This window comes from Pontixanthobacter sp. (genome assembly GCF_049682855.1).
Lineage (GTDB): Bacteria > Pseudomonadota > Alphaproteobacteria > Sphingomonadales > Sphingomonadaceae > Pontixanthobacter.
The window spans coordinates 161,744-188,382 of the sequence record NZ_JBAUIK010000009.1; the positions used below are offsets into that span (position 1 = coordinate 161,744).

Genomic DNA, 26,639 nt, shown 5'->3' on the forward strand with positions numbered 1-26,639 from the left:
CAAGAGTTAAGGCGCCGAAGATGCAGCAGCGATGCAGCGTCGATGCAGCAGCGCGATGGCGAAGCCACTGGCACTGCGGCGCGTTCATGGCTAAGGGGCACCGCATGTCTTCCCTCTCACCATTGGCCGCCACGCTCAATGTCGCAATGGGCGGCGCTGCGGGCGCGGTGCTGCGATATCAATTGGGCCGCAGCCTGACGCAGTGGTTGGGCCCGCACGCAATGGTGGCATTCCCGTGGGCCACGCTGGCGGTGAATGTAATCGGCAGCTTGCTGATGGGGATGCTGGCGGGATGGCTCGCCAAGCATGGCGGCGAGCATAATGGCGAACAATGGCGGCTGCTGATTGGCGTGGGTCTGCTCGGCGGATTTACGACATTTTCCAGCTTCAGCCTTGAAATGATGCTACTGATCGAACGCGGGCAATGGGGACTGTCCTTTACCTATGCTGCGGTATCGCTGCTGGCCGGTCTGACCGGCCTGTATCTCGGTTTGATAATTATGAGGCTGGCCGCATGAGCGCCAATAGACATAATGACGCGGATGAAGGCTCCGGCAGCAATCCGTGGGATGCGGGCAAATCGCCCGACACGGTCCGGCAATTCACCGTTAGGCCCGACGATAATGACATCCGGGTCGACCGGTGGTTCAAACGCAATCTGCCGCAAATTGGCTTTGCGATGGTCAGCCGCTGGGCGCGTACCGGGCAAATCCGCGTCGATGGCAAACGCGTCAAGCCGGAGGACCGCCTCTGCGCAGGGCAGGTGCTGCGTGTTCCGCCGGGCGGCGTGTCCGCCCCGCGCGGGCCGCGCAGACGCGAAGAATTGTCGGGCGATGATATTGAACGCGCCGAGCGGATGCTCATCACGCAGGACAAGGCCGCCATCGTGCTTAACAAACCGCCCGGTCTGGCAACTCAGGGCGGCACCGGCACGCGCGATCATGTGGACCGGTTGCTGGATGCCTTTGCCGATGAGACATCACCCCGCCCGCGCCTCGTCCACCGGCTCGATAAAGATACCAGCGGCGTTCTGTTGACCGCGCGCACGCCGGGCAGCGCGGCGTTTTTCTCCAAGCGGTTTTCAGGCCGTTCGGCCAAGAAAGTCTATTGGGCGCTGGTGGTGGGCGTCCCCGAAGTACATGACGGTATTATCGAGGCAAAACTGGCCAAGCAGCCGGGCACTGGCGGCGAGAAAATGCATGTGGACGAGAAAGAAGGCCAGACCGCCAAAACCCGCTACCGCGTGGTTGACCGCGCCGGAAACCGCGCCGCATGGGTCGAATTGCAGCCTTTCACCGGCCGCACGCACCAGCTGCGGGTGCATATGGCGGCGATCGGCCATCCGATCGTGGGCGACGGCAAATATGGCGGCCAGGACGCGTTTCTTACCGGCAGCATCAGCCGCAAGATGCATCTGCATGCACGCCGCCTGATTATCGAACATCCCGACGGTGTGCCGCTGGATGCAACCGCAGAATTGCCCGAGCATTTTGCGGGCAGCATGGAACAGCTCGGCTTTGACGAGAATGACAGTGACGCCGCGCCCGATCCAGATCGCGGCCCGATGCCCAAATCGCTCCAGAAAAAAGCGGCGAAACAGCATTCCAAACAGATTCGCAAGGATGCACGCGGCGAACGGCGCGAACGCGGCACGGGCGGCGGCAGGCAGAAGCTGGGCAAGAAATCTGCGGCAAAATTCGCTAAGGGGCCCAGAGACGGAAGGCGTGGTGCTAAACCGGCAGGAAAACCAGCAGGCAAGCCCACCGGCCAATCAGGCCCGCGCCAAGGTTCCGCGCCCAAAGGTCGCCGGTAATGCATCCCAATCCGGCCTATCGTAACGGCACCCGCGCGCTGCATGAACAGGTGATAGAGCAAGCCGGGTTCGGAATGATTTTTGCTGAAACATCCGATGGCCCGCGCGTGGCGCATACGCCGTTTGTTTCGACCAGGGATGGCGCGGTGCAATTCCATCTGTCGCGCGCCAATGCGCTGACCAGACATATTGCCGGCACGACCGCGCTGGCCGTGATCAATGGCCCCGATGCCTATATTTCGGCCCGCTGGCACACCGACCGAAATTCGGTGCCGACATGGAATTTTGTTGCCCTGGAACTGGAAGGCCGCGTGCGCCGGATGGAACCGGAAGGGACATTGGCCATGCTCGAGACACTATCTTTGCGGCACGAGGCCCATACCGCTGGCGGCGCCCCGTGGAGCATGCGCGAGTTGACGGCTGACAGGGAAAAACGCCTGCTGGCCGGAATTGCCGGTTTCGAAATGGAAGTGCGCGAATGGCGCGATACAGTGAAGCTGTCGCAGGATGACAGCGCCCGGGATCGCGCCTCCATCGTTGCAGGGTTGGAGGAAAACGGCGAGACTATGATGGCCAATCTGATACAGAACCCGCCTGTCGCTGATCCTGCTGCTGTTCTCATCGGCGATCTGGCGAGAAAGCGGAACGCGCGATGACGGTGAAACTCGCCATATTTGACTGCGACGGGACGCTGGTCGATGGCCAGGCGAGCATATGCGAGGCGATGGAAAGCGCCTTTTCTGCCGCGCGTCTGCCCGCCCCGCCCCGCACTGCCATCCGCCGGATTGTCGGGCTGAGCCTGCCGCAAGCCTTGCGCCGCCTGGCCCCCGATGCGACCGAAGATCAAAACGCCACCGCAGTCGCCGCATATAAGGACGCATTCCGCAGCAGCCGGATGGCCGGGCGGTTGCAGGAACCGCTTTATGACGGCATCACCGATTTGCTGGACCGGCTGAGATCGGCCGGATGGAAGCTGGCCGTCGCAACGGGCAAATCGGACCGCGGATTGATATCCTGCCTAGCCGCGCATGGGCTGAGCGACCATTTCATCTCGCTCCAGACGGCGGACCGCCATCCATCCAAGCCGCACCCGGCAATGTTGGAGGCTGCACTGGGGGATGCGGGCGCGCTGGCAAAACATGCCGTAATGATCGGCGATACTACCTTTGATATGGAAATGGCTGGCGCTGCCAATGTGCGCGCCATCGGGGTGGATTGGGGATATCATACGCCGCAGGAACTGATCGGCACAGGGGCGGAAATAATTGCCACATCGGCGCAGCATTTGGGGGAGTATCTGGCATGAGCGACCAGCCAATCGGCGGGCAACAGGCCGAGGCCGCAGCCAGAATGCGCTTTTTTATCATCAGCGGCACGCGGCTGATCGGTGCAGTTCTGGTTATGCTGGCGATCATGGTGCTGATCGGAACGCTCGATTGGCCAGATTATGCCGGCTATATACTGCTCGGTATCGGGCTGGTCGATAGCTTCGTCATTCCGCAAATACTGATCCGGCGGTGGAGCACACGCGGGCGATGAAACGGTTTTACAAGGCGGTTGACGTCGCCCCCACCGGCGATGATTTTACCGTCACGCTCGACAGCAGGGCGGTAAAAACACCGCTAGGCGCGGTGCAGCGCGTACCCACCCGCGCGCTGGCCGATGCGCTTGCCGCAGAATGGAACGGGCAAGGCGATATGCTGGATTTGGCACTGTTCCGGCTGCGCGACCTGGCCGATTATGCGATTGATATCGTTGCCCCGGCACCGGAGGAAATGGCGACGAAGCTCCTCGCTTTCCTCGAAACCGATACGCTGTGTTACCGCGCCGATCCCGATGAATTGTTTTTTAAACGACAATTGGCCGTTTGGGAACCTGTGCTGACCGCGTTTGAAGCCGATCATTCGATAAAGCTGGAGCGCATCAGCGGCATCATGCACCGCCCCCAGCCGGACAGAACAGTGGCGACACTGCGCGCCGCGATCAGTGCGCTGGATGCTTTTACTCTGAGCGAATTAATGGCCAAAACTTCCCTATCCGCATCATTGGCGGTGGGCATGGCATCGCTCAGGCCAGATGCAGACCCGGCCGGCCTGTGGGCCGCCGCCAATCTGGAGGAGGATTGGCAGATTGAACAGTGGGGCAGCGATTACGAGGCCGAATTGGTGCGCAAGCGCCGCACCGCCGATTTCATGAACGCCCATGCTTTCGGGCAGTTTTTACGGTAATCACGCTGCGCCGCCAGCACCGGTGATCCAGCTGACAAGCTGGCCCGCCACATCATTGGCAGCATCATTCAGTGCATCTGCCACAGGACCCGCCTCTGCAACGACCCCCGGCTGCACGCTTTCAAAACGCTGCGTATAGGTGGTCCCATCACCCACCGTCCAGACAGCGTCAAAACGGATGATCGCGGAACCATTGCGCGCATCATAGCCAAATTCGCGGATGACCCCGCGCAAATTGCCATCAGCCTTCAGCCCCGGATCATCGCCATCAATCACGAAGCTGGAGGTGCGCGCTCGAATCGTTTCCGCCACCAGGCTGCGGAACAGCCGCGCGGGCTTGTCCACCCAGATCGCATCTTTGAGATAGGCAATTTCTGTCGCATCAACCTGCACCGGTACGCGATTGATATTGATTTTGGCCGGGGTTTCCAGCTCAAAAATGCGGATTGCGGATTTGGTCGCGCTCTGGATGGATACGCCGGACGACAGCGCATCATCGCTCGTCAATGTCAGCAGACTGGGCGGTGGTTCCGCTCCGCCAAGGCTCACACATGATGCAAGCCCCAATGCAGCAATAGCGACAAAGCCTGCGCGAAAAATGGCTGCGGGGCGAAATACTGGCCGCATACCGGCTCCTTTCATGATGCTCATGGCTCATACTCCGGCACGGGCGGCGCACCGAGCAGCGATCCGGCACCTTCTGTTTCCAGCCGTTCGGTCACACTGCGCAGCGCCTTGCTGGTCGCACGCAAATCTTCCAGCGTGGCCTGCGCTGCTGGCAACGTTTCTGTGGTCAGCTGCCGCGCAGCAGGGCGGGCATCATCAAGAGTGTCCGACAGCGATTGCGCCGCACCGCCCGCTGACGCCAGCGTTTCGCGCAGTTGCACCGCAAGCGACGCGCCCTCCTTATTGAGCAGAGTATCGGTTGATTTGGTGACCGCTTCGAAGGCATCCAAGGCTTGCGATGCTTCCACCAAAGTCCCCTCTAGCTCCTTCATGGTCGCCTGAAATTGCGGACCGGCATCTGCCAGTTGATCGGTCATGCGGTTGGTATTTGCCAGAATCGCACTGATTTCTGACTGGTTACGGTCTGACAATAGCAGAGTCATCCGCTCGGTCAGCGTGGCCAGGCGTTCCAGCAGCACCGGCGCGCTGGACAGCAATGCACCGATGCCCCCCGCCTTGGGCGGGATTTGCGGGATGCCATCTTCAAAGCACGCCGTCGCTGCGCAGGTAATCGGGGGTGCATCCTTGCGCGCGCCCTCCAGCAGAATGGTCGAGACGCCGGTGAAGGAACCCTGGATTGTCGCGGTGGTGCCGATCAGGATAGGAACATCCTGTTCAACCTTGATCCGGACCCGGACAAATTCCAGATTTTCTTCAAACAGTCTGATCTGGCTGACCTGACCGACAGGAACGCCAGCAAAGGATACTTGTGATCCCGTGGCCAGGCCGGAAACATCCTGACCAAACAGAATGTCATATTCTTTCTGCTTGCCCTGCCCCAATTGGGCAAGCCAGATAATGCCCGCAGCAATACCGGCAAGCAGCAGCAATGTGACTGCACCGACCCAGAGATGATTTGCCCGTGTTTCCATGACTGTCCTCTATGCCCCGTTTATGGCGGGCTTGTCCATCGATCTGGAATTGCTCGACATTGCGCGTTTGCTTTCGCGCGTCTGTGCTGCTTGCGCCGCACGTCCGCGCGGTCCGGTGAAGTAATCCTGTATCCACGGATGGTCGGTGGCCAGCAATTCAGGGATGGTGCCCACCGCAATCACGCGCTTATCCGCCAGCACAGCCACCCGGTCACAAATCTCGTACAGCGTATCAAGATCATGCGTGATCAGGAACACCGTCAGGCCCAGCGTTTCTTTAAGTTCCCTGGTCAGCTGATCGAATTTCGCCGCGCCGATCGGGTCCAGCCCGGCCGTCGGTTCATCAAGAAACAACAATTCAGGGTCCAGCGCAAGCGCCCGTGCCAGCCCGGCGCGCTTCTTCATCCCGCCCGACAATTCTACCGGATATTTGCTGGCCGCATCTGCCGGCAGACCCGACAGCATGACTTTATACTGCGCAATTTCATTGAGCAATTCTGCGCCCAGTTCGGAATAGAACTGCTTCAGCGGCACTTGCACATTCTCGCCCACCGTCAGAGTGGAAAACAGCGCGCCGCCCTGGAACAATACGCCCCAGCGATTGCGCACGCCAATCTGCTCGTCAGGCTCCGCATCGGTGATGGAATTGCCGAACACGTCGATCGACCCTTCGGCGGGTCGCTGCAATCCGATGATGGACCGCATCAGGACCGATTTGCCGGTTCCCGATCCGCCGACCACGCCGAGGATCTCGCCCTTTCGTACATCCAGGCTGAGATCATCATGCACGGTCTGCTTGCCGAACCGGTTGACCAGCCCGGAAATACGGATCGGAAAATCATCCTGGTCCATCAGCTCCACCCGATTTCGGTGAAGAACACAGCGAAAAACGCATCAATCACGATGACCATGAAAATCGCCGAAACCACCGCCTGTGTGGTCCGCTTGCCAACCTGTTCTGAATCGCCCTCGACCTGCATCCCCTGATAACAACCCGCAAGGCCGATGATCAGGCCGAATACCGGCGCTTTGATCATCCCGACCCACAGATCGTGGATTGGCACCACGTCCTTGATCCGTTCAAGAAAATTCAGAAACGGTATGCCCAGCGCAACTTCGCCGATAACCGCACCACCGATGATCGCGACCACAGCCGCATAGGCGCCGAGCAGCGGCATCATCAGCACCGATGCCAGAATACGCGGCAGGACCAGTGCCTCGACCGGGGAAATACCGATGGTGCGCATGGCATCGACTTCCTCGGTCAGTTTCATCGTCCCGATTTGCGCGGCGAAAGCAGAGCCTGATCGGCCTGCGACCATGATTGCCGTCATCAACACGCCCAATTCGCGCAGAGTGATCCGGCCCACCAGATTGACAGTGAGCGTTTCGGCCCCGAATTGCGCCAATTGCACCGCGCCCTGCTGGGCAATGACGATCCCGATCAGGAAGCTCATCAATCCGACTATCGGCAGCGCGCTGACGCCAACCAGTTCCATCTGACGTACCAGCGCCCTGCCGCGGAAACGGCTCGGATGCCGGATGACCGATCCGATGGCGAGAATGATCTGGCCCAGAAATCCGACGACCCCGGCCATTCCGCGCAGCAAATCGCGCATCATCGCGCCGACATGATCGGGAACGCGTTGCCAGACAGGCAGCCTGTCGGGCGCGACGCTGCCTGATGATTCGCGAATTTTCACCGCCTCAAGCAAACGCAGGCTGCGTTCTTTTGCCCCGGTAATCTCTGCGCCGTGGCGCTGCGCCAATGTGGAGGCAACCCACGCGCCGACCGTGTCAATCGCGGTCACACCAGCCAGATCGACCGCAGACACGGGCGCGTCAATGGCACGCAATTGCTGGTTTGTCCTGCCCAGGGTAGACACCAGATAGCGCCCGCTCAGCACCAGCCGGTTGCCGCCTGCGCCATCGTCTTCCAAACTGAATTGCGGCCCCTCGTCCATGAACACAGCTATGCGATGAAACCAATTGTATCACAACCCATTGTTTGGCCATTCCCGCGCCCCGATCGCCGGCTGCGGGACAGGCAAGTGCCCGCCCGCCGGGTATGCGCGCTTATCTGTGTTGCGCGGCGGCAAGACCGCTGGCAAAGGCTGCGTCATCATGACCAGCAAGCTTTCAACCACATTCGACCCGTCTTCCATCGAACAAAAGTGGTACAGCCACTGGGAAGATAATGGCCTGTTCCGGCCAGAACGCCCGGACGCGCAGCCTTTCACCATTGTGAACCCGCCGCCCAATGTCACCGGATCGCTGCATATCGGCCATGCGCTGGATAATACGCTGCAGGACATCGTGATCCGGTATGAGCGGCTGCGCGGCAAGGATGCGCTGTGGGTTGTGGGCATGGACCATGCCGGGATCGCGACGCAGATGGTGGTCGAACGCCAGATGGAGGGACAGGGCGACAGGCGAACCAATTACAGCCGCGAGCAGTTCATCCAGAAAGTCTGGGACTGGAAAGCAGAAAGCGGCGGAACCATAACGGGCCAATTGCGCCGTCTTGGCTGTTCGATGGACTGGAGCCGCGAACAATTCACGATGGACGAGCATTTCAGCAAGGCCGTGCTGAAAACTTTCGTCGATCTGTATAATGACGGATTTATCTATCGCGATAAGCGGCTGGTCAATTGGGACCCCAAGCTCAAAACCGCGATTTCCGATCTTGAGGTTGAGACGCAGGATGTGAAGGGGCACTTCTGGCATTTCAAATATCCGCTGGCGGACGGTGTAACCTTGGCCGATGGACGTGATTATATCGAAGTGGCGACCACGCGCCCTGAAACAATGCTCGCCGATATGGCGGTTGCGGTGCACCCGGATGATGCGCGGTATGCCAGTGTTGTGGGCAAAGAAGTTGTCCTGCCGATTACAGGACGGCGTGTGAAAATTGTCGAAGACGAGCACGCCGATCCTGAACTCGGCAGCGGCGCGGTGAAGATCACGCCGGGGCATGATTTCAACGATTTCGAGGTTGGCAAACGCGCCGGTTTTGCGGCGGCCAATATGCTCAATATGTTCGATAGCGAAGCCAATGTTTGCCAGACGGCAGATAACCGGGTGCCCGATGAATATCTCGGCCTGCACCGGTTTAAGCGCGACGGAGTTGATGGTGCGCGAGAGCTGGTTGTGAAGCAGCTGAAAGAGCTCGGCCTGCTGATCCCGCACACCACCAAAACGAAAAAGGGTGAGGAGCTCGCACTGGACTGCGAACCGCGCACCATCGCAACGCCGTTCGGTGATCGCGGCGGCGTGGTGATCGAACCCTGGCTGACCGATCAATGGTATGTCGATGCCGAGAGTCTCGCGGCCCGCCCGATGGAAGCCGTGCGCAAGGGCGATATCGAGATCATCCCGCAAAGCTGGGAAAAAACCTTCTTCCACTGGATGGAAAATATCCAGCCGTGGTGCATTTCACGGCAGCTCTGGTGGGGCCACCGGATTCCGGCCTGGTTCGGACCGAGCAAAGATGAGAACGGCTTACTTGCAACTCATATGGAGCAGCAATTTCATGCGGACGGTTCGTTTTCAGAAACGAATAGCTCTCAAAATCAGACGTTCGTTGCCTACTCTGAAGAAGAAGCAGTCCAACAAGCTAAAGAGTATTATGGAGAAACATACAGCATACAGATTGATCACACCCGCGTATTCCCACGAGCGACGAATGATACAGTTACACTAACTCGAGACAATGACGTCCTCGATACATGGTTCTCCTCCGGCCTGTGGCCTTTCGCCACGCTTGGCTGGCCCGATGAGAACGCGCCGCTTTATCAGAAACACTATCCCAATGATCTGCTGATTTCCGGCTTTGATATCCTGTTTTTCTGGGATGCGCGGATGGCAATGCAGGGGATGAAGCTGACCGGTCAGGCACCGTGGAAGCGGCTCTATCTGCACGGCCTTGTGCGCGCAGCGGACGGTTCCAAAATGTCCAAATCGAAAGGCAATGTGGTCGATCCGCTGGGGCTGATTGACCAATATGGCGCCGATGCGCTGCGGTTTTTTATGGCATCGATGGAAAGCCAGGGCCGCGATATCAAAATGGATGATGAGCGGGTCAAGGGATACCGCAATTTCGCCACCAAATTATGGAACGCCACGCGTTTCTGCCAATCGAACGGTATTGGCGGCAGCACCACTCTGGAAGCGCCCACCGCGACCAGCGCGGTCAATCGCTGGATCATTGGCGAAGTCGCCGAAACGCTGGCGAGCCTCGACAAAGCGATGGCCGATCTGCGTTTCGATGCGGCGGCCAATATCATCTACCACTTTGCATGGGATACATTCTGCGACTGGTATATCGAGCTTATTAAACCTGCATTGTCTGAAAAGCCCTCTCCCCTTGAGGGGAGAGGGTTGGGAGAGGGGAGTGCTGCGCCTGATAGCGACATCCCCCTCCCCCTGGCCCCCTCCCCTGAAGGTGAGGGGGAGACAAAAGCCGTTGCCGGTTGGGTGCTCGACCAGATTCTGGTTATGCTGCACCCGTTCATGCCCTTCGTCACCGAGGAACTATGGAACGCGCAGGCGGACCGTACAAACTACCCGCTGATTACTGCCAAATGGCCGGAATTCAGCGCCAGCGTGGATAATGATGCGAAGGCAGAAGTGGATTGGCTGATCGGCCTGACAAAGGCAGTGCGCGGCGCGAAGAATGAACTTGGCGTACCGCCCGGGCAAAAGCTGGAAGCCTATTGCCCCGCGCCAAGCGCGCTCGCCGTTGATGCCATTGCGCGCAATTCCGCCGCGATTGAACGGCTGGCGCGGATCACCGCGATCCATACCTCCGATGCGCCCGGCGGCGCAGCGATGCAGATCGGTGCGGGTTCCGACACGCTCATTATTCCGCTGGAAGGCCTGGTCGATATTGAAGCGGAAAAAGCGCGCCTTAATAAAGCACGCGAAGCTTCGGCCAAGGAAGCCAAATCGCTTGAAGGGCGCCTGAGCAATGCAAATTTCGCCGAACGCGCAAAACCCGAAGCGGTTGAAAAAGCCAAGGCCGACTTCGCCCATCATAGCGCAGAGGTAGAGCGGCTGACAGCGGCGCTATCGCGGCTGGGGTAAGCGAAGCGCCGAATATTTTCCTACGCGGATATTTCGTGCCATAAGCGCGAAATATTGTTGAAACGGGTGGCTGCTTGCATGTTTGACCGCCCGCCATCCATGTGTTCGGGGGGGGGGGCTATACCGCACTGTGTCAAGCGGCCAATATAGCTATAAAATGTTATGATACAGTATGTTAAACCTCGTTATCCCGCTTGACACAGTGTCAATTGTGTCAAGCAAGTAGGAAATAATCGATCGCTATGGCGCAATTAACGCTCGCAACTGATGATGATGGGGGGCCGGAAATCTTTGCCTCAGTTCAGGGCGAAGGACCCAGCATCGGCGCGCCGTGCACGTTCATCCGCCTGTCGCGCTGCAATCTCGCCTGTATGTGGTGCGATACCGCCTATACGTGGCGCTTTGATGGTGATGCGCACAACCCACCGCGCGCGCACCGCGATGATGTGACGTTTGATCGCAAGGCCAATCAGGTGACATTGGCTGTTGCCGATGCCGCCGCGCGGATTGAATCGCTTGGACAGAGACGCCTGATCATCACTGGCGGTGAACCCTTATTGCAAACCGGGCCGCTGGCCGAATTGCTTGAACTGCTGCCCGATATGACGGTTGAAGTGGAAACCAACGGCACCACCACTGCCCCGCCCCGGCTCGATATTCGCATTGACCAGTATAATGTCAGCCCAAAACTCGCGCATAGCGGCAATGCAGCAGAGCTGGCGCTGATCCCCGAACGGCTGCGCAGCTATGCCATCGATCCGCGCGCGGTCTTCAAATTCGTTGTCGCAAGTGAGACCGATGTTGTGGAGGTCGCCGAACTGGTCCGCGCCCATGCCCTGCCCAGAGAGCGGATATATCTGATGCCCGAAGGGACCGATAGCGAAAGCCTGCGGACACGCGAAAAATGGCTGACGCAGAGCTGCCTCGATCACGGGTTCCGGTTGAGTGACCGGCTGCATATCCATCTGTTCGGCGATACGCGCGGGACATGATGCGCGCGCTATTATGGACGCTTGGCGCAGCCTATCTGATCGCGCTGCATGCGGTGGCCGCGCTCGCCCTTTTCGCGCCGCATATGCTCCCCTATCAGGGGTGGCGGCTCGGCCTGCCGCCTGCCGAACCGACCGCCTATGTGGCGGAGCGGCACCGCTATATTGAATGGCTGGACAGACATGCAGAGGCAGGCGCGGTCGCCCTTGTCGGGGCCAGCCATTTGGAAGCGATGGACGGATCGCTGCTCGGCCGTCCGGTATTGAAATATGCCGCTGGCGGGGATAGCCTGCGCCAGACGGGGCAGCGGATTATGACCTATCCGAATTTGGATAAAGCCTCTGCCATCATTCTATGGGCCGGCTTCAACGATACGGCGCATCGCAAACCGCCGGAAATCATCGCCGATCTGCCAATGGTTCTGGGCCGTTTGCCTGCCAATGTGCCGGTGATCACACTGGCTCTCGCGCCGACCAGCGTGGCGCAGAAAAAGACCGATATTGCCGCGATCAATACAGGCTATGCTCGCCAATGCGCCGCAGTGCCGCGCTGTATATTTGTCGATACGGCGCGCGCGCTGGCTGGCCCCGATGGCGGCCTGGCGCGCAAATATGATCGCGGCGACGGCATCCATCTGAACCAGGCCGGATATCGCGCCCTGGCGCAACTGATCAAACCGGTTCTGCCCCCTGTGGAGGGTTAACAGCTGCCCTAAACCCCTTGCGAGCGCCACCGTTCGACAGTCCGCTCCACCGCGTCCTCCTCGCCGCCGGGAGCGTTCCATAATTCGACGAAGCTGGGATCTTCTGATGCGGGGCGTTTGATCTCCTCCAGATTATCAAAGGATACCCTGATCGGAATGGCCACACCTTCGCCGCAGATAATGCATTCACGGTTACGCAGCGCCGGGATGGAATCGAGGAAACCGCGTGCCCCCTCGGGCATCGCCGCTTTCACAAAGGCCTGATCGCGGTCATTGTTGAGCCGCATGGAAATGATCGTGCCGCATTGTGACAGAACACCTTCGGCGAGATCCGAGGGGCGCTGGGTGATGAGGCCCAGCGAGATTCCGTATTTGCGCCCTTCCTTGGCAATCCGGCCAAGGATATTGCCCACGGTCGAGCCGTCCGCATTCGCCTCGTTGGGAACGTAACGGTGCGCCTCTTCGCAGACCAGCAGGATCGGCCGCGTCTTTTCTTCGCGGCTCCAGATAGCAAAATCGAACACCAGGCGGCTGAGAACCGCAACCACGGTGGACGTGATATCCGACGGGACACCCGATACATCAATGATGGAAATGGGCTTGCCCTCTCCTGGCATACGGAACACCTTGGCGATGAAATCTGCCATTGTGTCGCCAACCAGCATGCCGGAAAACATGAATTGGTACCGCGGATCATTCTTCACTTCGTCAAGCTTGTTCTTGATCCGCATGAACGGGGCGCTGTTGGTCGATTTGTCGAGCTTGCCCATTTCGGTCTGCACTTCATTGGCAAGGTCAGACAGCAAATAGGGGATCGGCGAATCAACGGTGATTTTGCCCAGGTTTTCTGCCAGCCTGTTCCTGCTGCGCGCCTTGAGCAGACAGCGCGACAGGATGTCGGCGTCGATTTGACGCTCATTGCCGTTGGAGGTCAGCAGTATTTCGCAATGCTCCTCAAAATTCATCAACCAGTATGGCATCGCCAGATTGGTCACATCGAGGATTTGGCCATTGGTTTTGAATGCGGCGGAATATTCGCCATGCGGGTCTATCATCACGATGTGGCCGTCAGGCGCGGCTTCGCAGATGCGGTGCAGGATCAGCGCGGCACTGGTTGATTTACCGGTCCCGGTCGAACCCAGCAGCGCGAAATGCTTGCCCAGCATGGCGTCAATATAGATACCGGCGCGGATATCTTTGGTCGGATAGACGGTGCCGACCTGAATGTTGGAACGGCCATCACTGGCATAGATCTGGCGCAAATCCGCCGTGGTTGCCGGATAGATCATGGCGCCAGGTACGGGGTAGCGCGTGACACCGCGGCGGAAGCTGCGGATTTTGCCGGTCAGCTTTTCCTCATTTCCTTCCCCGAGAAAATCAATATTCGCCAGCACTCCGCCATTGGCGCGGCGGTCCTGCCGCTGATTGCGGACACTGGCAAGAAGCCATGTATCGCCGACCCGGATCTTGATCTGGCTACCCACTTGTCCAGCCAATGCGACCGATGGATCGGCATCCTGCGTGCACGCGTTCAGACGCTGGAGATCGAGCGCGATTTGCGATCCGGAACCGGCAATTTCAAGAACCACACCGATCGGCTGGGCTGCGTTATCTACCGCGGCAGTATCTGCAACAGTTTGAGGCTGCTGAAAGTTATGGTTAGACATGTCATTCATAATGCGCCCACTTACCGTGTGTTTATCTGGCTTTGCATTACGAACGATAGGGTTAATATCGCGTCAATTTTTGCGATAGGCCAGATTAGATCATGGCAAACAGGCGGCCAGCCATCCACCCCATCAGGATCGACAGCGACACTGCAAACAGGCCGTAAAACAGCGATTGCTGCTGCGCGAATATCTCGACCAGACGGCCAAACCCAACTTTGCGCACATTGACCTCGGCAATTTCGGAGGCAATTACGCGGCCCCGCGAGATGGCGAATGTTTCTGCGGTATATTGGCCCGTTTGCACATTTGATGGAAGCGTGATCCGCGCCTGATACAGCACCTGTTCGTTAATCTGGACGCCGTCCATATCTTCCTTGAACAGGCCCTGCCGCTGGCGCAGATCAACAAAACCTTCGGTAAAACGGGCCTGTTCTTCGGGATCGATTGTGCCGCTGGGGGAAAGCTGGATGAAATCCAGTCCCAGCTCGTAAATGGCGGCTGTCCGCTCATCAACAATGCTCGCAATATCGGTGGAGGATGCCACGGCAAAAAAGGACGGTGCGGACCGGAAGGCGGTGCTTTCTGCGTTCATCCAGATGCCGCCAATGCGGTCTTTCTCCCTCAGCTGGATGGGTTCCGTGGGTCCTTTCAAAATAACGACGATATCATATTGCTGGCCCGCCCGCGCCCCCGATGGATCAAGGATCGCGCCAAACAGCAGCAGTTCGGTGCCGACAAAACCCTGTTGCACCTGCACCTCGTGCTGGGAAACTTCGGGCACCAGAATCGGATCACGCTGCGCCGGCAGGGCCAGGAGGCACAGCGCAAGAAACAGGTAGCGGATCATAATGGCGTTACCGTATAAATCTCGTCCGGCTGAAAACCGAGCCCGAAGAACATCCGCAATGCCACCACCAAAACGATGGCCGCGAGGATCAGCCGGAGCCATTCCGGTTTTGCCTTTTGCGCAATCAAAGTACCAAACTGAGCGCCAGTAACCGACCCGAACAGCAAAAGACCGGCCAGCACAATATCAACCGCCTGTGTCGTCAGCGCATGCATCATCGTGGTAGCAATCGTGACAAACAGGATATTGAACAAGGACGTGCCAACAACCACGCCCGCGCTCATCCCCAGAATATACAGCATCGCCGGGACCAGAATAAAACCGCCGCCAACGCCCATCAGCATTGTCAGAATGCCAACAATCACGCCAAGAATAAGCGGCGCAAATGGCGAGATATACAAACCGGAACGATAGAACCGCCAGCGCAATGGCAAGGCTGTCACCAAGCGATGGTGCCGCCTTTTGGGTGCGGCAACAGCCTCTGCATTCTCGCGCGGCCGGATGACATCCAAAGCCTCCTTGGCCATCAGCGATCCGATCGTGCCGAGCATGACCACATATAGAATATTGATCACCACATCGATCTGGCCGACCGATTGGAAGAAGCGAAACAGCACGGCCCCGATCATCGCGCCAAAGATGCCGCCAACCACGGTCACGCCGCCAAGCTTGTAATCGACTCCGTTGCGCTTGGAATGGGCGAAAACGCCCGATACGCTTGCCCCGGTGACCTGTGTCGATGCTGATGCCGCCGCCACCGTGGGCGGGATGCCGTAAAAGATCAGCAGGGGTGTGGTCAGAAATCCTCCACCCACTCCGAACAGGCCCGACAAAATACCCGTCAGCGCCCCAAGCAGGACGATAACCGCACCATTGACTGACAGGTTTGCAATGGGAAGGTAGACGGGCAGGAGATCTTCCATACCTCCCCTTAACCCAGCGCGATTGGGGTGGAAAGAAGGAGACATGACGGCAGCCGTATAATCCGCGCCAATAGTGCTTTTTGGGAACTAGAAACCTGTAGTGAGCGTGATGGCTGCGCCGTTCTGCGGATCAGCCCTGCCCGCAGCGCGGTATCGGTAATCGGCAGACAGTCTGGCCGGCCTCCCGGCAATATCAAGCTCTGCACTGATCGAAGGGCCAATGTCCAGCCGTTCGGCACCATCCTGAGCGCCGCCCCATATGCCGCCGCCAGCGCGTATTGCGGCAAAGCGAGCGCGGGCAACTTCCCGATCAATTCGGGCTTGCCCGTCGGCAAAGAGAGTGGAAAAATCACGGCCGACATATCCGGCTTGCGCATAGACTTCCGCGCGGAATTCATGCGGCAGAGATATGGCGGGCATCTGTGTATAGGCAAACAGCGCGGGCCGGATTTCGGTGCCCGCATTCTGGCGGCTGACGCGCGCCTCGGCAGCGATAATCACCGGAATTCTGGGCATCGGCTGCGCCGAAATACCGGCCGCCAATTCCTGTTCGCGGGTTTTTTCAAGCGCGGATGTAACGCGCATATGGGCGGCGGGCCGATGCGCACTGGTTGGTGCAAGCCGGTACCGGAGCACCGCGCCCGCCTGGCTTGCCCCATATGTCGGCGGCCTTTGCCCGCTAGCTGACAGCGGTCCAGCCACATTGTCAGAACGGTAGAGCAACCAGCCATTCAGCGACCATCTCTGCTCCTCTGCCGCATCGAAAGAGCGTATGTCGGGCGGGGGTTCCGGGGCGGCGGCCAATCGCGGTAACGGGCCCATCGCGGTGATGTCTGGCGGCGATAATGCAGCGAGCGAGGGCATAAGCGGACCGGCATCTGGTGGACCAGTCTCCAAGCCGGAATTGCTTAAACCATCGTCCTGCACGGCTGGATTGGCGAATCCATCCAGCAGCAAAATCTGCCTGTCAGCAGTGAACGGTAATGCTACCTGCTGCGCAAACCCGATATCATTCATTGGTCTGTGTTCCGGCGTTCGCGCAGAAGGCGGCTGGTCAGCAGCCGCCTTCTGCGCAGTATGTACGCCTTCGCTCGTCAAAGCCGGGGGCATCTGAGAGAGAGGCATTTCCCACCAATATGCGCGCAGGGCGATATACAACAGTAAGACACCGATCAACGCATAGAGCGGCTGCCCGGCGGACCTGGTGGTTGCCGCAATGGTCTGTCGCTGCGCAACTAAGTTCACGCCCGCGCTTTCTTATGTATAAGCAACGGGTGGGCGGCATGATCGGTCTTGTCCCATTGCGGCAATTGCCCGGCCAATGTCCCGATATATGCAAATAAAGCGCGCCGCCCTGCCATGATTGCAATGATGTTCGTGACCGGAATGCGCAGCACCGCGCATAAGCCCTCGCGCCAGCCATATTCGCGTGTCGTAAACGCAAACCGCATGATAGCGCGCCACATGAAGCTGATGAAATTTAGCGTCAGGACCCATTTCAATCCCTCCGGCAATGCAGCAGGCTCGCCATAGCCATTTGCTGACAGCACCCAGCCAAGGGTCGATAGAATCAGCAGAATATACGCGGTGGCCAGCACCAGAGCAGTAAGCGGCCCGCGCCGGTCGCGCAGCCGCATCCAGATTTCTGCGGGGCGCGCTTTCCATCCCAGCCGGTCCCAACCCTGAAGCGCGACACCGTGTATCCAGCGCGTTTTTTGCCGCACCGCCTGGTCCAATTCTTTTGGGAAGCATGCGCGCGTTGCGATCAGATCACCACTGTCATCACGCATTCGAATAAAGCGGGCCGAGCCGCCCAATTCCGCCACACCCAGACCCAGCTCGTAATCTTCGGTGAGGCATTCTGCCGAAAACGGCAATCGGTCAGGCTTTGTTTCCGCCAGAGCGGTCAGCGTTTGCCGCGAAATAGCGCAGCCCACACCGGCCAGCGGCATCGCGGCCCGCATGGCATCGCGCACCACCATCGCTTTGCCATGCGCTTCGGCAAATTCTTCCTGATAGTGACCAGATATCCACAGCGATGATGGCTGCTTGACCGGCAAAACCGGCAATTGCACCAGATCAGAGCGTTCCATAGCCGATGTCATCAGCGCAAGAGCGGCAGGGTCAACCATGTCTTCTGCATCGTGCAACACGATAAACCCGCTGGTAAAGCGTTGCTGCGCCTCGTCAGTTTGAAGAGCTTGATACAGACGGTTCAGGCAATCCGCTTTGGTTGTCGGGCCGGCGCGGTCGTTAACTACCATCCGCAACCGCGTATCGCCGCGCGCTGCATGGATCACTGCCGCCATCGTTTCAGGATCGTTGCGATAACAGCCGATATAGAAGCGGATATTTTTTTGCGGCCACACCGTCAGCGCGTGACGGATGGTCGCACCGATCACTGCGGCTTCCTGCCAGGTTGGAATAAAGACAATCGCGTGGCTATCCTGCAGTGACAGCCGAGCGCCGCTTCCAGCCGCAGTGAAGCGGGCCGTCTTGGCACGCCCGGTCAGCTTCAGCCAGAACCACGCCAGATCGACGATCAGCTCGTCTAATGACCCGATTAAAAAGAACACTCCGGCGAATAATAGCAATTCGTGCTGGAACAGCACAAACCACTGCCATGCAGTGAAATCGCCCAATTTTTTGACCCCTGCCCGTGAGGTCCTCATCGCAAATAGGACTACCGTACGAACGCAGCCCTTGCAACGTGTAAAGAATTGCGAAAAGGGGGCAACAATATGGCTGAAAAAAAATTACCGCTTCGCTCCGTCTTTGCTCCTGTCCGCGCGCTGTTTGTCAGCGATGCGTCTGCCGGAATCCTGCTTATCGTCGTTGCAGCCGCGGCGATGCTTGCGGCCAACTCTGATCTGGCAACCGAATATACGACATTGTTCAACGGAAAACTGGGCTGGACCCCGATCGGGAAACTCGACACGCTGCATTACTGGATCAATGACGGCCTGATGGCGATTTTCTTTTTCGTGGTCGGGCTTGAAGTGAAACGGGAACTGATCTGCGGCCAGCTTTCCACACCCGAACAGCGCCGTTTGCCCGTTCTCGCGGCCATTGCCGGTATGCTCGTACCCGCCGCAGTTTACATCGCCATTGCTGGCGGCGATCCGCAGTTGATACGCGGCTGGGCGATTCCGGCGGCAACCGACATCGCCTTTGCGATGGGAGTGTTGGGGCTCCTCGGCAGCCGGGTTCCGGCTTCCCTAAGGCTGTTCCTGCTGACTGTTGCGATCGTGGATGATATTGGCGCCGTGCTGGTCATCGCCGCGTTCTATACAGCCAATATCAAACTTATGTGGCTGGTTGCTTCCTTGGCTGTTTTCGGCGTGATGGTGGCCATGAACAGATTTGGCGTGGCGCGTGTGTGGGCCTATATTCTGGTCGCGCTGGTCCTGTGGTTCTGCGTGCTTAATTCAGGCGTCCACGCGACCATTGCCGGTGTGGTGGCCGCGCTGACCATTCCGATGAACACAAAGGACGGCAACAGTTTGCTGGAAAAAATGGAGCACGGCCTTGCGCCGTGGAGTGCCTATGCCATCGTACCGATCTTCGGTTTTGCCAATGCGGGCGTGAATCTGAGCGATGTTGGCATGGACAAGATGCTCGATCCATTGCCGCTGGCGGTTGCAGCGGGACTGGTTTTTGGAAAGCAAGTCGGCATTTTCAGCTGCATCTTCATTGCCGCGAAAATCGGCTTCGCCAAACCGCCCATAGGCGCAAGCTGGGCAGAGATCTGGGGTGTATCGATCCTGTGCGGTATCGGCTTCACCATGTCGCTATTCATCGGCGAATTGGCATTCCCTGAATATCGCCTGCTGATTGACGAGGCGAAAATCGGTATTCTGGCTGGCTCCGTGGTTTCTGCGGTCTTGGGATATGTGGTGTTGCGCTTGACGACTACGCATCCCAACGACCCAACCGCAGGAACCAGTCTCGCGTAACTTGGTCCGGCACTGGCCCAGCACTGCCCCAGCACTGGCCCAGAACAGGCCCAGGCGCGCTTACCAGCTGCCAGTGTTTTCCATGCTCGCCCAAGGCTCCTGCGGCGGCAGATTGCCATCCTGAAGCAGTTCGATGGAAATGCCATCGGGTGAGCGGACAAACGCCATATGCCCATCACGCGGCGGACGATTGATGGTTACGCCTGCATCCATCAAACGCTGGCAGGTCGCGTAGATATTCTCGACGCGGTAAGCGAGATGGCCAAAGTTGCGCCCGCCATCATAGCGTTCGGGCTCAGTGCCGTCTGCAGACGGCCAGTTATAGGTGAGTTCGACTTCGGCTATGCCCGCCTGCCCCGGTGCCGCGAGGAAGATCAGTGTAAAACGACCGGCCTCCACGTCAAATCGCCGCACTTCTTCCAGGCCGATCAGTTTGAAGAATTCGACTGTCGCTTCGGGATCGCTGACACGGATCATGCTGTGCAAATATTTGGTCATCAAAGCTCCCTTCGCAGCGCCGGAACTGCGCGGAATGCGCGGTTTGGCGGTCTGGTCGCATCAGCACTAGCCACAGAATTTCGGGAGATATACTGAAAATTGCACGCCGGGGCTGCTAGCAGCCGGCGCATCCATCTGTACGGCACAAGGAAAAGGCCCGTCCCGCCTGCACCCCCTACAGACGAAACGGGCCTGATCGCGCGCGCTAGCCCGTTTTAGAAGCTGGCGCTCAGCGTGAAGACGACCGCGTCGTCAACAAAGTCATACGCCGGGGCAACAATATCACCCTCTGCGCCGACATAGGCGATACCCAGGGTCAGCGGTGTCGTCGGGACCGCCGCCTCTGCACCAACCGACCAGTCAAACGCCTTGCTATCACCGGTGAATGTCAGGAAGCCATCAGTATAACCCAAATGCCCGGTAACCGTGATCGGCGTATCGGGAATCCCAACCCCGAGGTCGGTATAGATATATGTATTGTCAGTGCTGCCAAGCGAATCCTGATCGGGTGCATAGGCCAGGCCGAGCGTAGCCTCTGCCGGGCCGAAAGTGAAACCGACAGAACCGTAAAATTCGGTGTAATCAAAATCACCCGGACCCGCGTCCGGATAGATATACTGGATGACGCCGACATCAATGCTGACGCCGTCGGTTACTTCACCGCTCCAGCCGCCGTAAATATCGAGTTCGGTACTGCCGAAGCCCACGGTGGTCTCGTCAAGAGAAGACGCCCATGTCCCGATATAGAAGCCCGAATCATGTGCGACATCAACGCCGCCCTGAATGGCCAGTTCACCGCCGGACAAGTCAACGCCGCGAAAACGGTATTCGCTCGTCAAAGCGACATTGGCGGAAACGGAGATAGAGGAGTCTTCTTCCTGCGCGATGGCAGATGTGGAAGACAGTACAGCGCACGCTGCGAGAGTTGCTGCGGTCATGCCGCGAATGGACGATTGCATACCATAAATTCCTTGGTTTGGTGTTGCTACGTCCCACCTGCATAATTGCCGGCCGCTTCATTTTGGTGTGCGGTCTCGTGCAAATATGAAATAAACTTGCCGATGAATGCTGCATCGCACAAGAGATATTACCGCAATCAGCACAACGCGGGTAAATGTGTGGGCTTTTTACATCACATTGGTACACGTGCCGCTATGCTCGATCATTGCAGCACGCATTGGCCTGTCCTATGGCCGCCGCATATTTGCACGCCAAATCTCTGGATTCCATAAGCTTCGATGTTCAATCCCATTCGCAAGGCATTTCGCAGAAAGTCCTCGCAGCGCGCCCCGCGTCTGCCCGAGGGCGAGCGCGTCTATGCAATAGGCGATATTCATGGCCGGCGTGATCTGTTCGATGCGCTGGTTGCGGCCATTGAGAAGGATGACCGGAAAAGCGGCAAGGCCAATACGACTATCGTGCTGCTGGGTGATCTGATCGACCGCGGCCCTGACAGTGCAGGTGTTATCAAAGCCGCGCGTGCATTGCAGGACCGGCATACGGTGCGCTATCTGATCGGCAATCACGAGGAAATGCTGCTCGATGCGTTCAAAAGTATCGATGTCATGCGGCATTTTCTGAAGCATGGCGGACGCGAAACCATTCTCAGCTACGGCGTTTCAATCAAGACATTCAACGGTTCAACCACCGAAGAATTACAGAAAATGATGAAGGCGCTGATTCCCAAATCGGACCGCAATTTCATCAAAGGCTTTGAAGAGATAATCGAAATCGGCGATTATGTGTTCGTACATGCCGGGATCGATCCAGAACGACCGGTGTCCGAACAGCGCAGGCGTGACACGCGCTGGATACGCGACCCGTTCCTCAATTCGACCAAGCAGCACTCGCATATGATTGTTCATGGTCATACTATTGCCGAAGAGATTGACCAGCGCGCCAACCGGATCGGGCTAGATACGGGCGCATATAAATTCGGGAAATTAACTGCTATTGTCCTTCAAGGAACCACGCGCCGCTACATTCAGGCCATCGAAGATGCCAACGGCACAATCTTGATCCAGAAAAGGGATGCTGCACAATGAAAATTGCAATGGTGGGCTCGGGCTATGTCGGCCTGGTTTCTGGGGCATGCTTTGCCGATTTCGGGCATGATGTGGTATGTATTGACAAGGACCAGTCCAAAATTGACCGGCTGCATGATGGTGTCATGCCGATTTTCGAACCCGGCCTGGCTGAACTGGTTGGCAAAAATGTCAAATCCGGGCGCCTGTCCTTCACTACCGAACTGGCTGACGGCATCAAGGATGCGCAGGCAATTTTCATCGCAGTGGGAACACCCAGTCGGCGCGGGGATGGCCATGCTGATTTGTCGTTCGTCTACGCCGTTGCCGAAGATATAGGCGCCAATCTCGCCAACGATGCGGTTATTGTCACCAAATCGACCGTTCCGGTTGGCACTGGGGATGAGGTTGAGCGCATTCTGGACGCAAGCGGCACGGCGCACACAGCGGCGGTTGTTTCCAACCCCGAATTTCTGCGCGAAGGGGCCGCGATCAGTGATTTCAAGCGTCCTGACCGGATCGTAATCGGCACAGAAGACGAATTTGCCCGCGATATTATGCGCGAAGTGTACCGGCCGCTATATCTGAACGAGTCCCCGATCATGTTTACGAGCCGCCGCAGCGCGGAACTGATCAAATATGCGGCCAATGCATTTTTGGCGACGAAGATCACATTTATCAACGAAATGGCAGATCTGTGCGAGAAAGTGGGCGCCAACGTACAGGATGTCAGCCGAGGCATCGGCAGCGACAACCGGATTGGCCCAAAGTTTCTCAATGCCGGTCCCGGCTATGGCGGATCATGCTTCCCCAAAGATACCCTCGCGCTGCTGAAAACCGCAGAGGATTACGAGAGCCCGGTGCGCATTATTGAGGCTGTAGTAAAAACCAACGATACCCGCAAACGCGCGATGGGCCGAAAAGTCATTGATGCGTTGGGCGGCCCCGATGCGGCGCGCGGCAAAAAAGTCGCTCTGCTGGGACTGACTTTCAAGCCAAACACGGACGATATGCGCGATAGCCCGGCAATCGCTGTGGCGCAGACGCTGCATGATGCAGGAGTCGTGGTCGAAGCGTATGATCCTGAAGGTATGGAGCAAGCCGCTCCGCTCATGCCCGAAGTCACGATGATGACCGATCCCTATACCGCGATTAAGGGCGCTGATGCGGTTGCAATTGTCACGGAATGGGATGCATTCCGTGCGCTGGATCTGAAACGGGTCAAGGCGCTTGCAAAAGCACCGGTGCTCGTTGATCTGCGCAATATCTACACCCCCGATGATGTGCGCGCGGCAGGTTTCGAATATTCGAGTATCGGCCGCAGTTAAACCGCTGCTGCAGACGCCCCGCCGCCCAGCCAATGGTGGCGGTCTGTGCGGTCGCTCAATTTTGCCAGAACGGCATATATCACCGCCAATGCAGAGACAGCTGTGGCTACCGCGATGGCCCAGCTTTCCTGCCCGCCGCGAAAATATATCGCCAGCAATGCCCAGCAAAATACCAGCGCATACCACGGGTTACCGCGGCTGCGCCAGACGGCTATCGCCGCGATAGTCCCGCCGATCAGAATGATACCGGCTGCGATAAAAGGATGCGCGAAACCGCCGCCCAGTCCGTAATATGTGAGCGTTGCGGCTATATTGACGATTGATGCCGCAGTAAGCCACGCTGCCAGCGCGCTGAAAGTCAGCCCGGCGATCCACCGTTCGCCCGCCGTAAATGGCCGCTGGACAGCGACCAGCTCTCGCAAAACCACCAGCAATGCACCCAGTGACGTAAGAATGATTACCACCGACATGGCGGTGAGATTGGCCCATTGCGTATAGGTTGCCCACGCCCCTTGCGCAGCGAGCGCAATTGCAGATGCCCAGCCGATCCGCCCGATCAGATCATTGTGTTTTTGCGCGGGCAGCGCCTGCCACACCGCATAAATTGCGGAGCCTAAAAACAGGAGCCCCCATATCGAGAAAGCCCAGCCGGACGGCGTGATGAGTGTCCTTACAGAATCAGAGCGGTCGCCAATGGGTTCACCCAGTCCCAATTGCGGGAGGAATGTCGCGCCGATCTGCCAGAACACGGCAAGCGGGATGGCCACACGCTGGGCAAGGCTGCGCTGGCGGACTGTGTGTTTCATGATATTTTCAACCGTTAACCCTGCGGCCGGTTCCGCCGGGCCATACGGCGTTTGAAACTGCGCTCAACGATAAAATCATCGAGCGCGGGCACCTGCATCTCTTCAGCAAACCGGGCGTAACTCCACGGATAGGATGCCACGCGGCCTTGCGGATCGAAATACCAGCTATCGCAGCCGCTTGTCCAAATGGTCCCCGCCATCGCATTACGAAGCTGTGCATTATAAGCATGGGTGACATCGTCTTTTGGTTCGATTGTGCGCGCGCGGCCTTCTGCAATTTCGCCGATCAAGGATGCGATATATCTGGCCTGCATCTCTGCAGTCATCAGATAGCTGAAATTGCCAATCGGGCTGTTGGGCCCGCCCACCATAAACCAGTTGGGAAACCCAGGAACCGCAACAGACCGGTACGCGGCGTTGCCAGTCTTCCACTGCTCCAGCAAATCGCCCCCGTCGCGCCCGGTGATGCGCATTGGGTGGCACAGGCTATGCGCGTGAAAACCGGTTGCGTAAATGATGACGTCCAGCGAGTGCAGAATGCCATCGGCAGTGCGCACGCCCGCGGGCTCGATATGCGCGATATCGGCAGTTTCCAGATGTACATTTGGCTGCTGGATCGCCTGATAGAACCGGTCAGACACAACCAGGCGTTTGCAGCCAACCTTGTAATCAGGCGTCAGCTTGGCGCGTAATTCTGGATCGTGCACATTGGTATTGAGATTAACCATGCAGGCCTGCGCCATATGCGCGTATGCTTCTGCGTTATGGCCGGACACAGCATCGGCAAACACACTGTTAAACCGATCCGCGAGATAGTGATAATAGCTGTCCATTGATGCAGCATCATCGCGATATTCCTGACGCTTCCCCTCGTCGATCGGATGATTGGGAAGATGCATGATCCATTGCGCCGTTCGCTGGAACAGAGTGAGCTGTGCTGCCACGTCCGCCACAGCACACACGATCTGCGTTCCGGTTGATCCGCTGCCGATAATGCCAACCCGTTTGCCGCCGAGATCCAGCGTATCATCCCACCGCGCGGAGTGGCAGGCCTTACCCGCGAAGCTATCAATACCGTCAATGCCAGGCATTTTAGGGTGATGCAGCGCGCCGCCTGCGGATATGACTGCATCGAAAATGCCTTGCGGGCCGGCATCGGTGGTAACGCTCCACCGGCCGTCTGAATAGACCGCCTCGGTCACTTCATTATCGAAGCGGATATGATCATAGATGCCCGTTTTATGCGCGACATCTACCATATATCGCTGTATTTCGTCACCCGGCGAGCATCGCTGTGTCCATTCTGCGTTGGGCGCGAAAGTGAACCGGTACAAATGTGACGGAACATCGCAGGCCACGCCGGGGTAGCGGTTATCGCGCCAGGTCCCGCCCATCTGCGCAGCTTTTTCGAACAGAGTGACATCGTCAATGCCGCGATCCATCAAATAATATGCCGCTGCAATACCCGACGCGCCCGATCCGATAATCGCTACACGCATATCATTGGTCCCCATAAAGCGGCTTTATGATCAGCACCGCGCACACCGCCCCGGCCAATTGCGCAATGATAAAGCCGATCACATCGGCCGGTGCGATACCGGCAAACGTATCCGACAGGCTACGGGCAATCGTAATAGCGGGATTTGCAAAGCTCGTCGATGATGTGAACCAATAGGCCGCCGTAATATACAGCCCGACGCTGGCGGGCACCCATGCTGCGTTGACCCGGATCGTGCCCAGAATGGTGAGCACCAATCCAAACGTTGCAATGAACTCTCCCAGCCATTGGCCGGTGCCCGTTCGGGGCTTGAGCGAATATTGCAGCACGTCCAGATCGAACATCACATGCGCGGCCCATACGCCGGCGATACCGGCGGCAATCTGCACACCAACAAACGCGAACGCTTCACCCGTTGGGATTTCCCCCCGAATACGGAAGGCCAGCGTAACCGCAGGATTGAAATGCGCGCCTGACACCGGCCCGAGCATCGCAATCAGCACCGCCAATATGGCTCCGGTCGCAATCGTGTTGCCCAGCAAAGCCACGGCGTTATTTCCGTTGGCCAGATCTTCCGCCATGACGCCCGAGCCGATAACGCAGGCAAACAGGAAAAAGCTGCCGAGGGCTTCGGCTAAAAGCTTGCGTAGCGTGGTCACTGTGTCACTCATG

The 26,639-nt window shown here is 58.1% G+C and carries 26 protein-coding genes; 12 read left to right on the top strand and 14 right to left on the bottom strand.

The features are described 5' to 3' along the window. Nucleotides 1-104: 104 nt before the first annotated feature. Genes crcB through WA922_RS06525 form a run of 6 tightly spaced genes read left to right on the top strand, consistent with a single transcriptional unit; the run spans nucleotide 105 to nucleotide 4,041 of the window. On the top strand, nucleotides 105-518 hold the full coding sequence (gene crcB, locus WA922_RS06500; RefSeq protein WP_424770874.1) for a fluoride efflux transporter CrcB: 414 nt from the start codon (nucleotides 105-107) through the stop codon (nucleotides 516-518). Then, entirely contained in the window at nucleotides 515-1,813 is a 1,299-nt protein-coding gene (locus tag WA922_RS06505) for a pseudouridine synthase (RefSeq protein ID WP_424770875.1), read from the top strand. The genes crcB and WA922_RS06505 overlap by 4 nt, the downstream gene beginning before the upstream one ends. Next, nucleotides 1,813-2,469, top strand: coding sequence for an FMN-binding negative transcriptional regulator (locus WA922_RS06510; protein WP_424770876.1), 657 nt, complete (start codon nucleotides 1,813-1,815; stop codon nucleotides 2,467-2,469). The genes WA922_RS06505 and WA922_RS06510 overlap by 1 nt, the downstream gene beginning before the upstream one ends. Further along, the gene (locus WA922_RS06515; RefSeq protein ID WP_424770877.1) at nucleotides 2,466-3,119 is read left to right on the top strand and encodes an HAD-IA family hydrolase; all 654 of its coding nucleotides are present in this window, start codon (nucleotides 2,466-2,468) and stop codon (nucleotides 3,117-3,119) included. The genes WA922_RS06510 and WA922_RS06515 overlap by 4 nt, the downstream gene beginning before the upstream one ends. Further along, a complete protein-coding gene (locus WA922_RS06520) occupies nucleotides 3,116-3,352 on the top strand; it encodes a hypothetical protein (RefSeq protein ID WP_424770878.1) in 237 nt (78 codons plus the stop codon). Before WA922_RS06515 ends, WA922_RS06520 begins: the two co-directional genes overlap by 4 nt. Beyond that, a complete protein-coding gene (locus WA922_RS06525; protein WP_424770879.1) occupies nucleotides 3,349-4,041 on the top strand; it encodes an ATP12 family chaperone protein in 693 nt (230 codons plus the stop codon). Before WA922_RS06520 ends, WA922_RS06525 begins: the two co-directional genes overlap by 4 nt. Here WA922_RS06525 and WA922_RS06530 read toward each other — a convergent pair whose 3' ends face one another. From WA922_RS06530 to WA922_RS06545, 4 genes are read right to left on the bottom strand one after another with little or no spacing between them, the layout of a single operon-like run. Beyond that, nucleotides 4,042-4,692 carry an ABC-type transport auxiliary lipoprotein family protein gene (locus tag WA922_RS06530; RefSeq protein WP_424770880.1) on the bottom strand — a complete coding sequence of 217 codons (651 nt, stop codon included), beginning with the start codon at nucleotides 4,690-4,692 and terminating at the stop codon, nucleotides 4,042-4,044. Beyond that, nucleotides 4,689-5,639, bottom strand: coding sequence for an MlaD family protein (locus WA922_RS06535; RefSeq protein WP_424770881.1), 951 nt, complete (start codon nucleotides 5,637-5,639; stop codon nucleotides 4,689-4,691). Before WA922_RS06535 ends, WA922_RS06530 begins: the two co-directional genes overlap by 4 nt. Nucleotides 5,640-5,648: 9 nt before the next feature. Continuing rightward, nucleotides 5,649-6,491 (bottom strand): ABC transporter ATP-binding protein, encoded by an 843-nt coding sequence (locus WA922_RS06540; protein ID WP_424770882.1) that lies wholly within the window; start codon nucleotides 6,489-6,491, stop codon nucleotides 5,649-5,651. Then, entirely contained in the window at nucleotides 6,491-7,603 is a 1,113-nt protein-coding gene (locus WA922_RS06545) for an MlaE family lipid ABC transporter permease subunit (RefSeq protein ID WP_424770883.1), read from the bottom strand. The genes WA922_RS06540 and WA922_RS06545 overlap by 1 nt, the downstream gene beginning before the upstream one ends. Nucleotides 7,604-7,763: 160 nt before the next feature. On the opposite strand from WA922_RS06545, the gene WA922_RS06550 reads away from it, so the two are divergent. The 3 genes from WA922_RS06550 (at nucleotide 7,764) to WA922_RS06560 (ending at nucleotide 12,417) form a co-directional block, all read left to right on the top strand. Then, nucleotides 7,764-10,724 carry a valine--tRNA ligase gene (locus tag WA922_RS06550; RefSeq protein WP_424770884.1) on the top strand — a complete coding sequence of 987 codons (2,961 nt, stop codon included), beginning with the start codon at nucleotides 7,764-7,766 and terminating at the stop codon, nucleotides 10,722-10,724. A 242-nt stretch (nucleotides 10,725-10,966) separates the two neighbouring features. Further along, nucleotides 10,967-11,716 (top strand): 7-carboxy-7-deazaguanine synthase QueE, encoded by a 750-nt coding sequence (locus WA922_RS06555; RefSeq protein ID WP_424770885.1) that lies wholly within the window; start codon nucleotides 10,967-10,969, stop codon nucleotides 11,714-11,716. Further along, nucleotides 11,713-12,417, top strand: a complete 705-nt coding sequence (locus tag WA922_RS06560) for a GDSL-type esterase/lipase family protein (RefSeq protein ID WP_424770886.1) — start codon at nucleotides 11,713-11,715, stop codon at nucleotides 12,415-12,417. Before WA922_RS06555 ends, WA922_RS06560 begins: the two co-directional genes overlap by 4 nt. Nucleotides 12,418-12,425: 8 nt before the next feature. Here the strand turns inward: WA922_RS06560 and WA922_RS06565 are convergent, their stop codons facing one another. From WA922_RS06565 to WA922_RS06585, 5 genes are all read right to left on the bottom strand, one after another. Further along, on the bottom strand, nucleotides 12,426-14,084 hold the full coding sequence (locus WA922_RS06565) for an ATP-binding protein (protein WP_424770887.1): 1,659 nt from the start codon (nucleotides 14,082-14,084) through the stop codon (nucleotides 12,426-12,428). Between the two features lie 94 nt (nucleotides 14,085-14,178). Next, nucleotides 14,179-14,934, bottom strand: a complete 756-nt coding sequence (locus WA922_RS06570) for a TIGR02186 family protein (RefSeq protein WP_424770888.1) — start codon at nucleotides 14,932-14,934, stop codon at nucleotides 14,179-14,181. Then, nucleotides 14,931-15,845 (bottom strand): sulfite exporter TauE/SafE family protein, encoded by a 915-nt coding sequence (locus WA922_RS06575; RefSeq protein ID WP_424771004.1) that lies wholly within the window; start codon nucleotides 15,843-15,845, stop codon nucleotides 14,931-14,933. The genes WA922_RS06570 and WA922_RS06575 overlap by 4 nt, the downstream gene beginning before the upstream one ends. A gap of 99 nt (nucleotides 15,846-15,944) precedes the next feature. Continuing rightward, nucleotides 15,945-17,102, bottom strand: a complete 1,158-nt coding sequence (locus tag WA922_RS06580; RefSeq protein ID WP_424770889.1) for a hypothetical protein — start codon at nucleotides 17,100-17,102, stop codon at nucleotides 15,945-15,947. After that, complete coding sequence (locus WA922_RS06585) at nucleotides 17,099-18,499, bottom strand: glycosyl transferase family protein (protein WP_424770890.1); 1,401 nt, start codon at nucleotides 18,497-18,499, stop codon at nucleotides 17,099-17,101. Before WA922_RS06585 ends, WA922_RS06580 begins: the two co-directional genes overlap by 4 nt. Before the next feature lie 99 nt (nucleotides 18,500-18,598). On the opposite strand from WA922_RS06585, the gene nhaA reads away from it, so the two are divergent. Continuing rightward, on the top strand, nucleotides 18,599-19,813 hold the full coding sequence (gene nhaA / locus WA922_RS06590; RefSeq protein ID WP_424770891.1) for a Na+/H+ antiporter NhaA: 1,215 nt from the start codon (nucleotides 18,599-18,601) through the stop codon (nucleotides 19,811-19,813). 60 nt (nucleotides 19,814-19,873) lie between these two features. Here the strand turns inward: nhaA and WA922_RS06595 are convergent, their stop codons facing one another. Both WA922_RS06595 and WA922_RS06600 read right to left on the bottom strand, forming a co-directional pair. Next, on the bottom strand, nucleotides 19,874-20,311 hold the full coding sequence (locus WA922_RS06595) for a VOC family protein (RefSeq protein WP_424770892.1): 438 nt from the start codon (nucleotides 20,309-20,311) through the stop codon (nucleotides 19,874-19,876). Between the two features lie 215 nt (nucleotides 20,312-20,526). Then, entirely contained in the window at nucleotides 20,527-21,270 is a 744-nt protein-coding gene (locus WA922_RS06600; protein ID WP_424770893.1) for a TorF family putative porin, read from the bottom strand. Between the two features lie 279 nt (nucleotides 21,271-21,549). On the opposite strand from WA922_RS06600, the gene WA922_RS06605 reads away from it, so the two are divergent. Together WA922_RS06605 and WA922_RS06610 are read left to right on the top strand one after the other, a co-directional pair. After that, complete coding sequence (locus WA922_RS06605) at nucleotides 21,550-22,356, top strand: metallophosphoesterase family protein (protein WP_424770894.1); 807 nt, start codon at nucleotides 21,550-21,552, stop codon at nucleotides 22,354-22,356. Beyond that, the gene (locus WA922_RS06610) at nucleotides 22,353-23,663 is read left to right on the top strand and encodes a UDP-glucose dehydrogenase family protein (RefSeq protein ID WP_424770895.1); all 1,311 of its coding nucleotides are present in this window, start codon (nucleotides 22,353-22,355) and stop codon (nucleotides 23,661-23,663) included. Before WA922_RS06605 ends, WA922_RS06610 begins: the two co-directional genes overlap by 4 nt. Here the strand turns inward: WA922_RS06610 and WA922_RS06615 are convergent. Genes WA922_RS06615 through WA922_RS06625 form a run of 3 tightly spaced genes read right to left on the bottom strand, consistent with a single transcriptional unit; the run spans nucleotide 23,660 to nucleotide 26,638 of the window. Beyond that, nucleotides 23,660-24,469, bottom strand: coding sequence for a hypothetical protein (locus WA922_RS06615; protein WP_424770896.1), 810 nt, complete (start codon nucleotides 24,467-24,469; stop codon nucleotides 23,660-23,662). The genes WA922_RS06610 and WA922_RS06615 overlap by 4 nt on opposite strands. 14 nt (nucleotides 24,470-24,483) lie before the next feature. Beyond that, a complete protein-coding gene (locus WA922_RS06620) occupies nucleotides 24,484-25,983 on the bottom strand; it encodes a flavin-containing monooxygenase (protein WP_424770897.1) in 1,500 nt (499 codons plus the stop codon). Beyond that, nucleotides 25,970-26,638, bottom strand: a complete 669-nt coding sequence (locus WA922_RS06625; RefSeq protein ID WP_424770898.1) for an aquaporin — start codon at nucleotides 26,636-26,638, stop codon at nucleotides 25,970-25,972. The genes WA922_RS06620 and WA922_RS06625 overlap by 14 nt, the downstream gene beginning before the upstream one ends. Nucleotide 26,639: the final 1 nt, after the last annotated feature.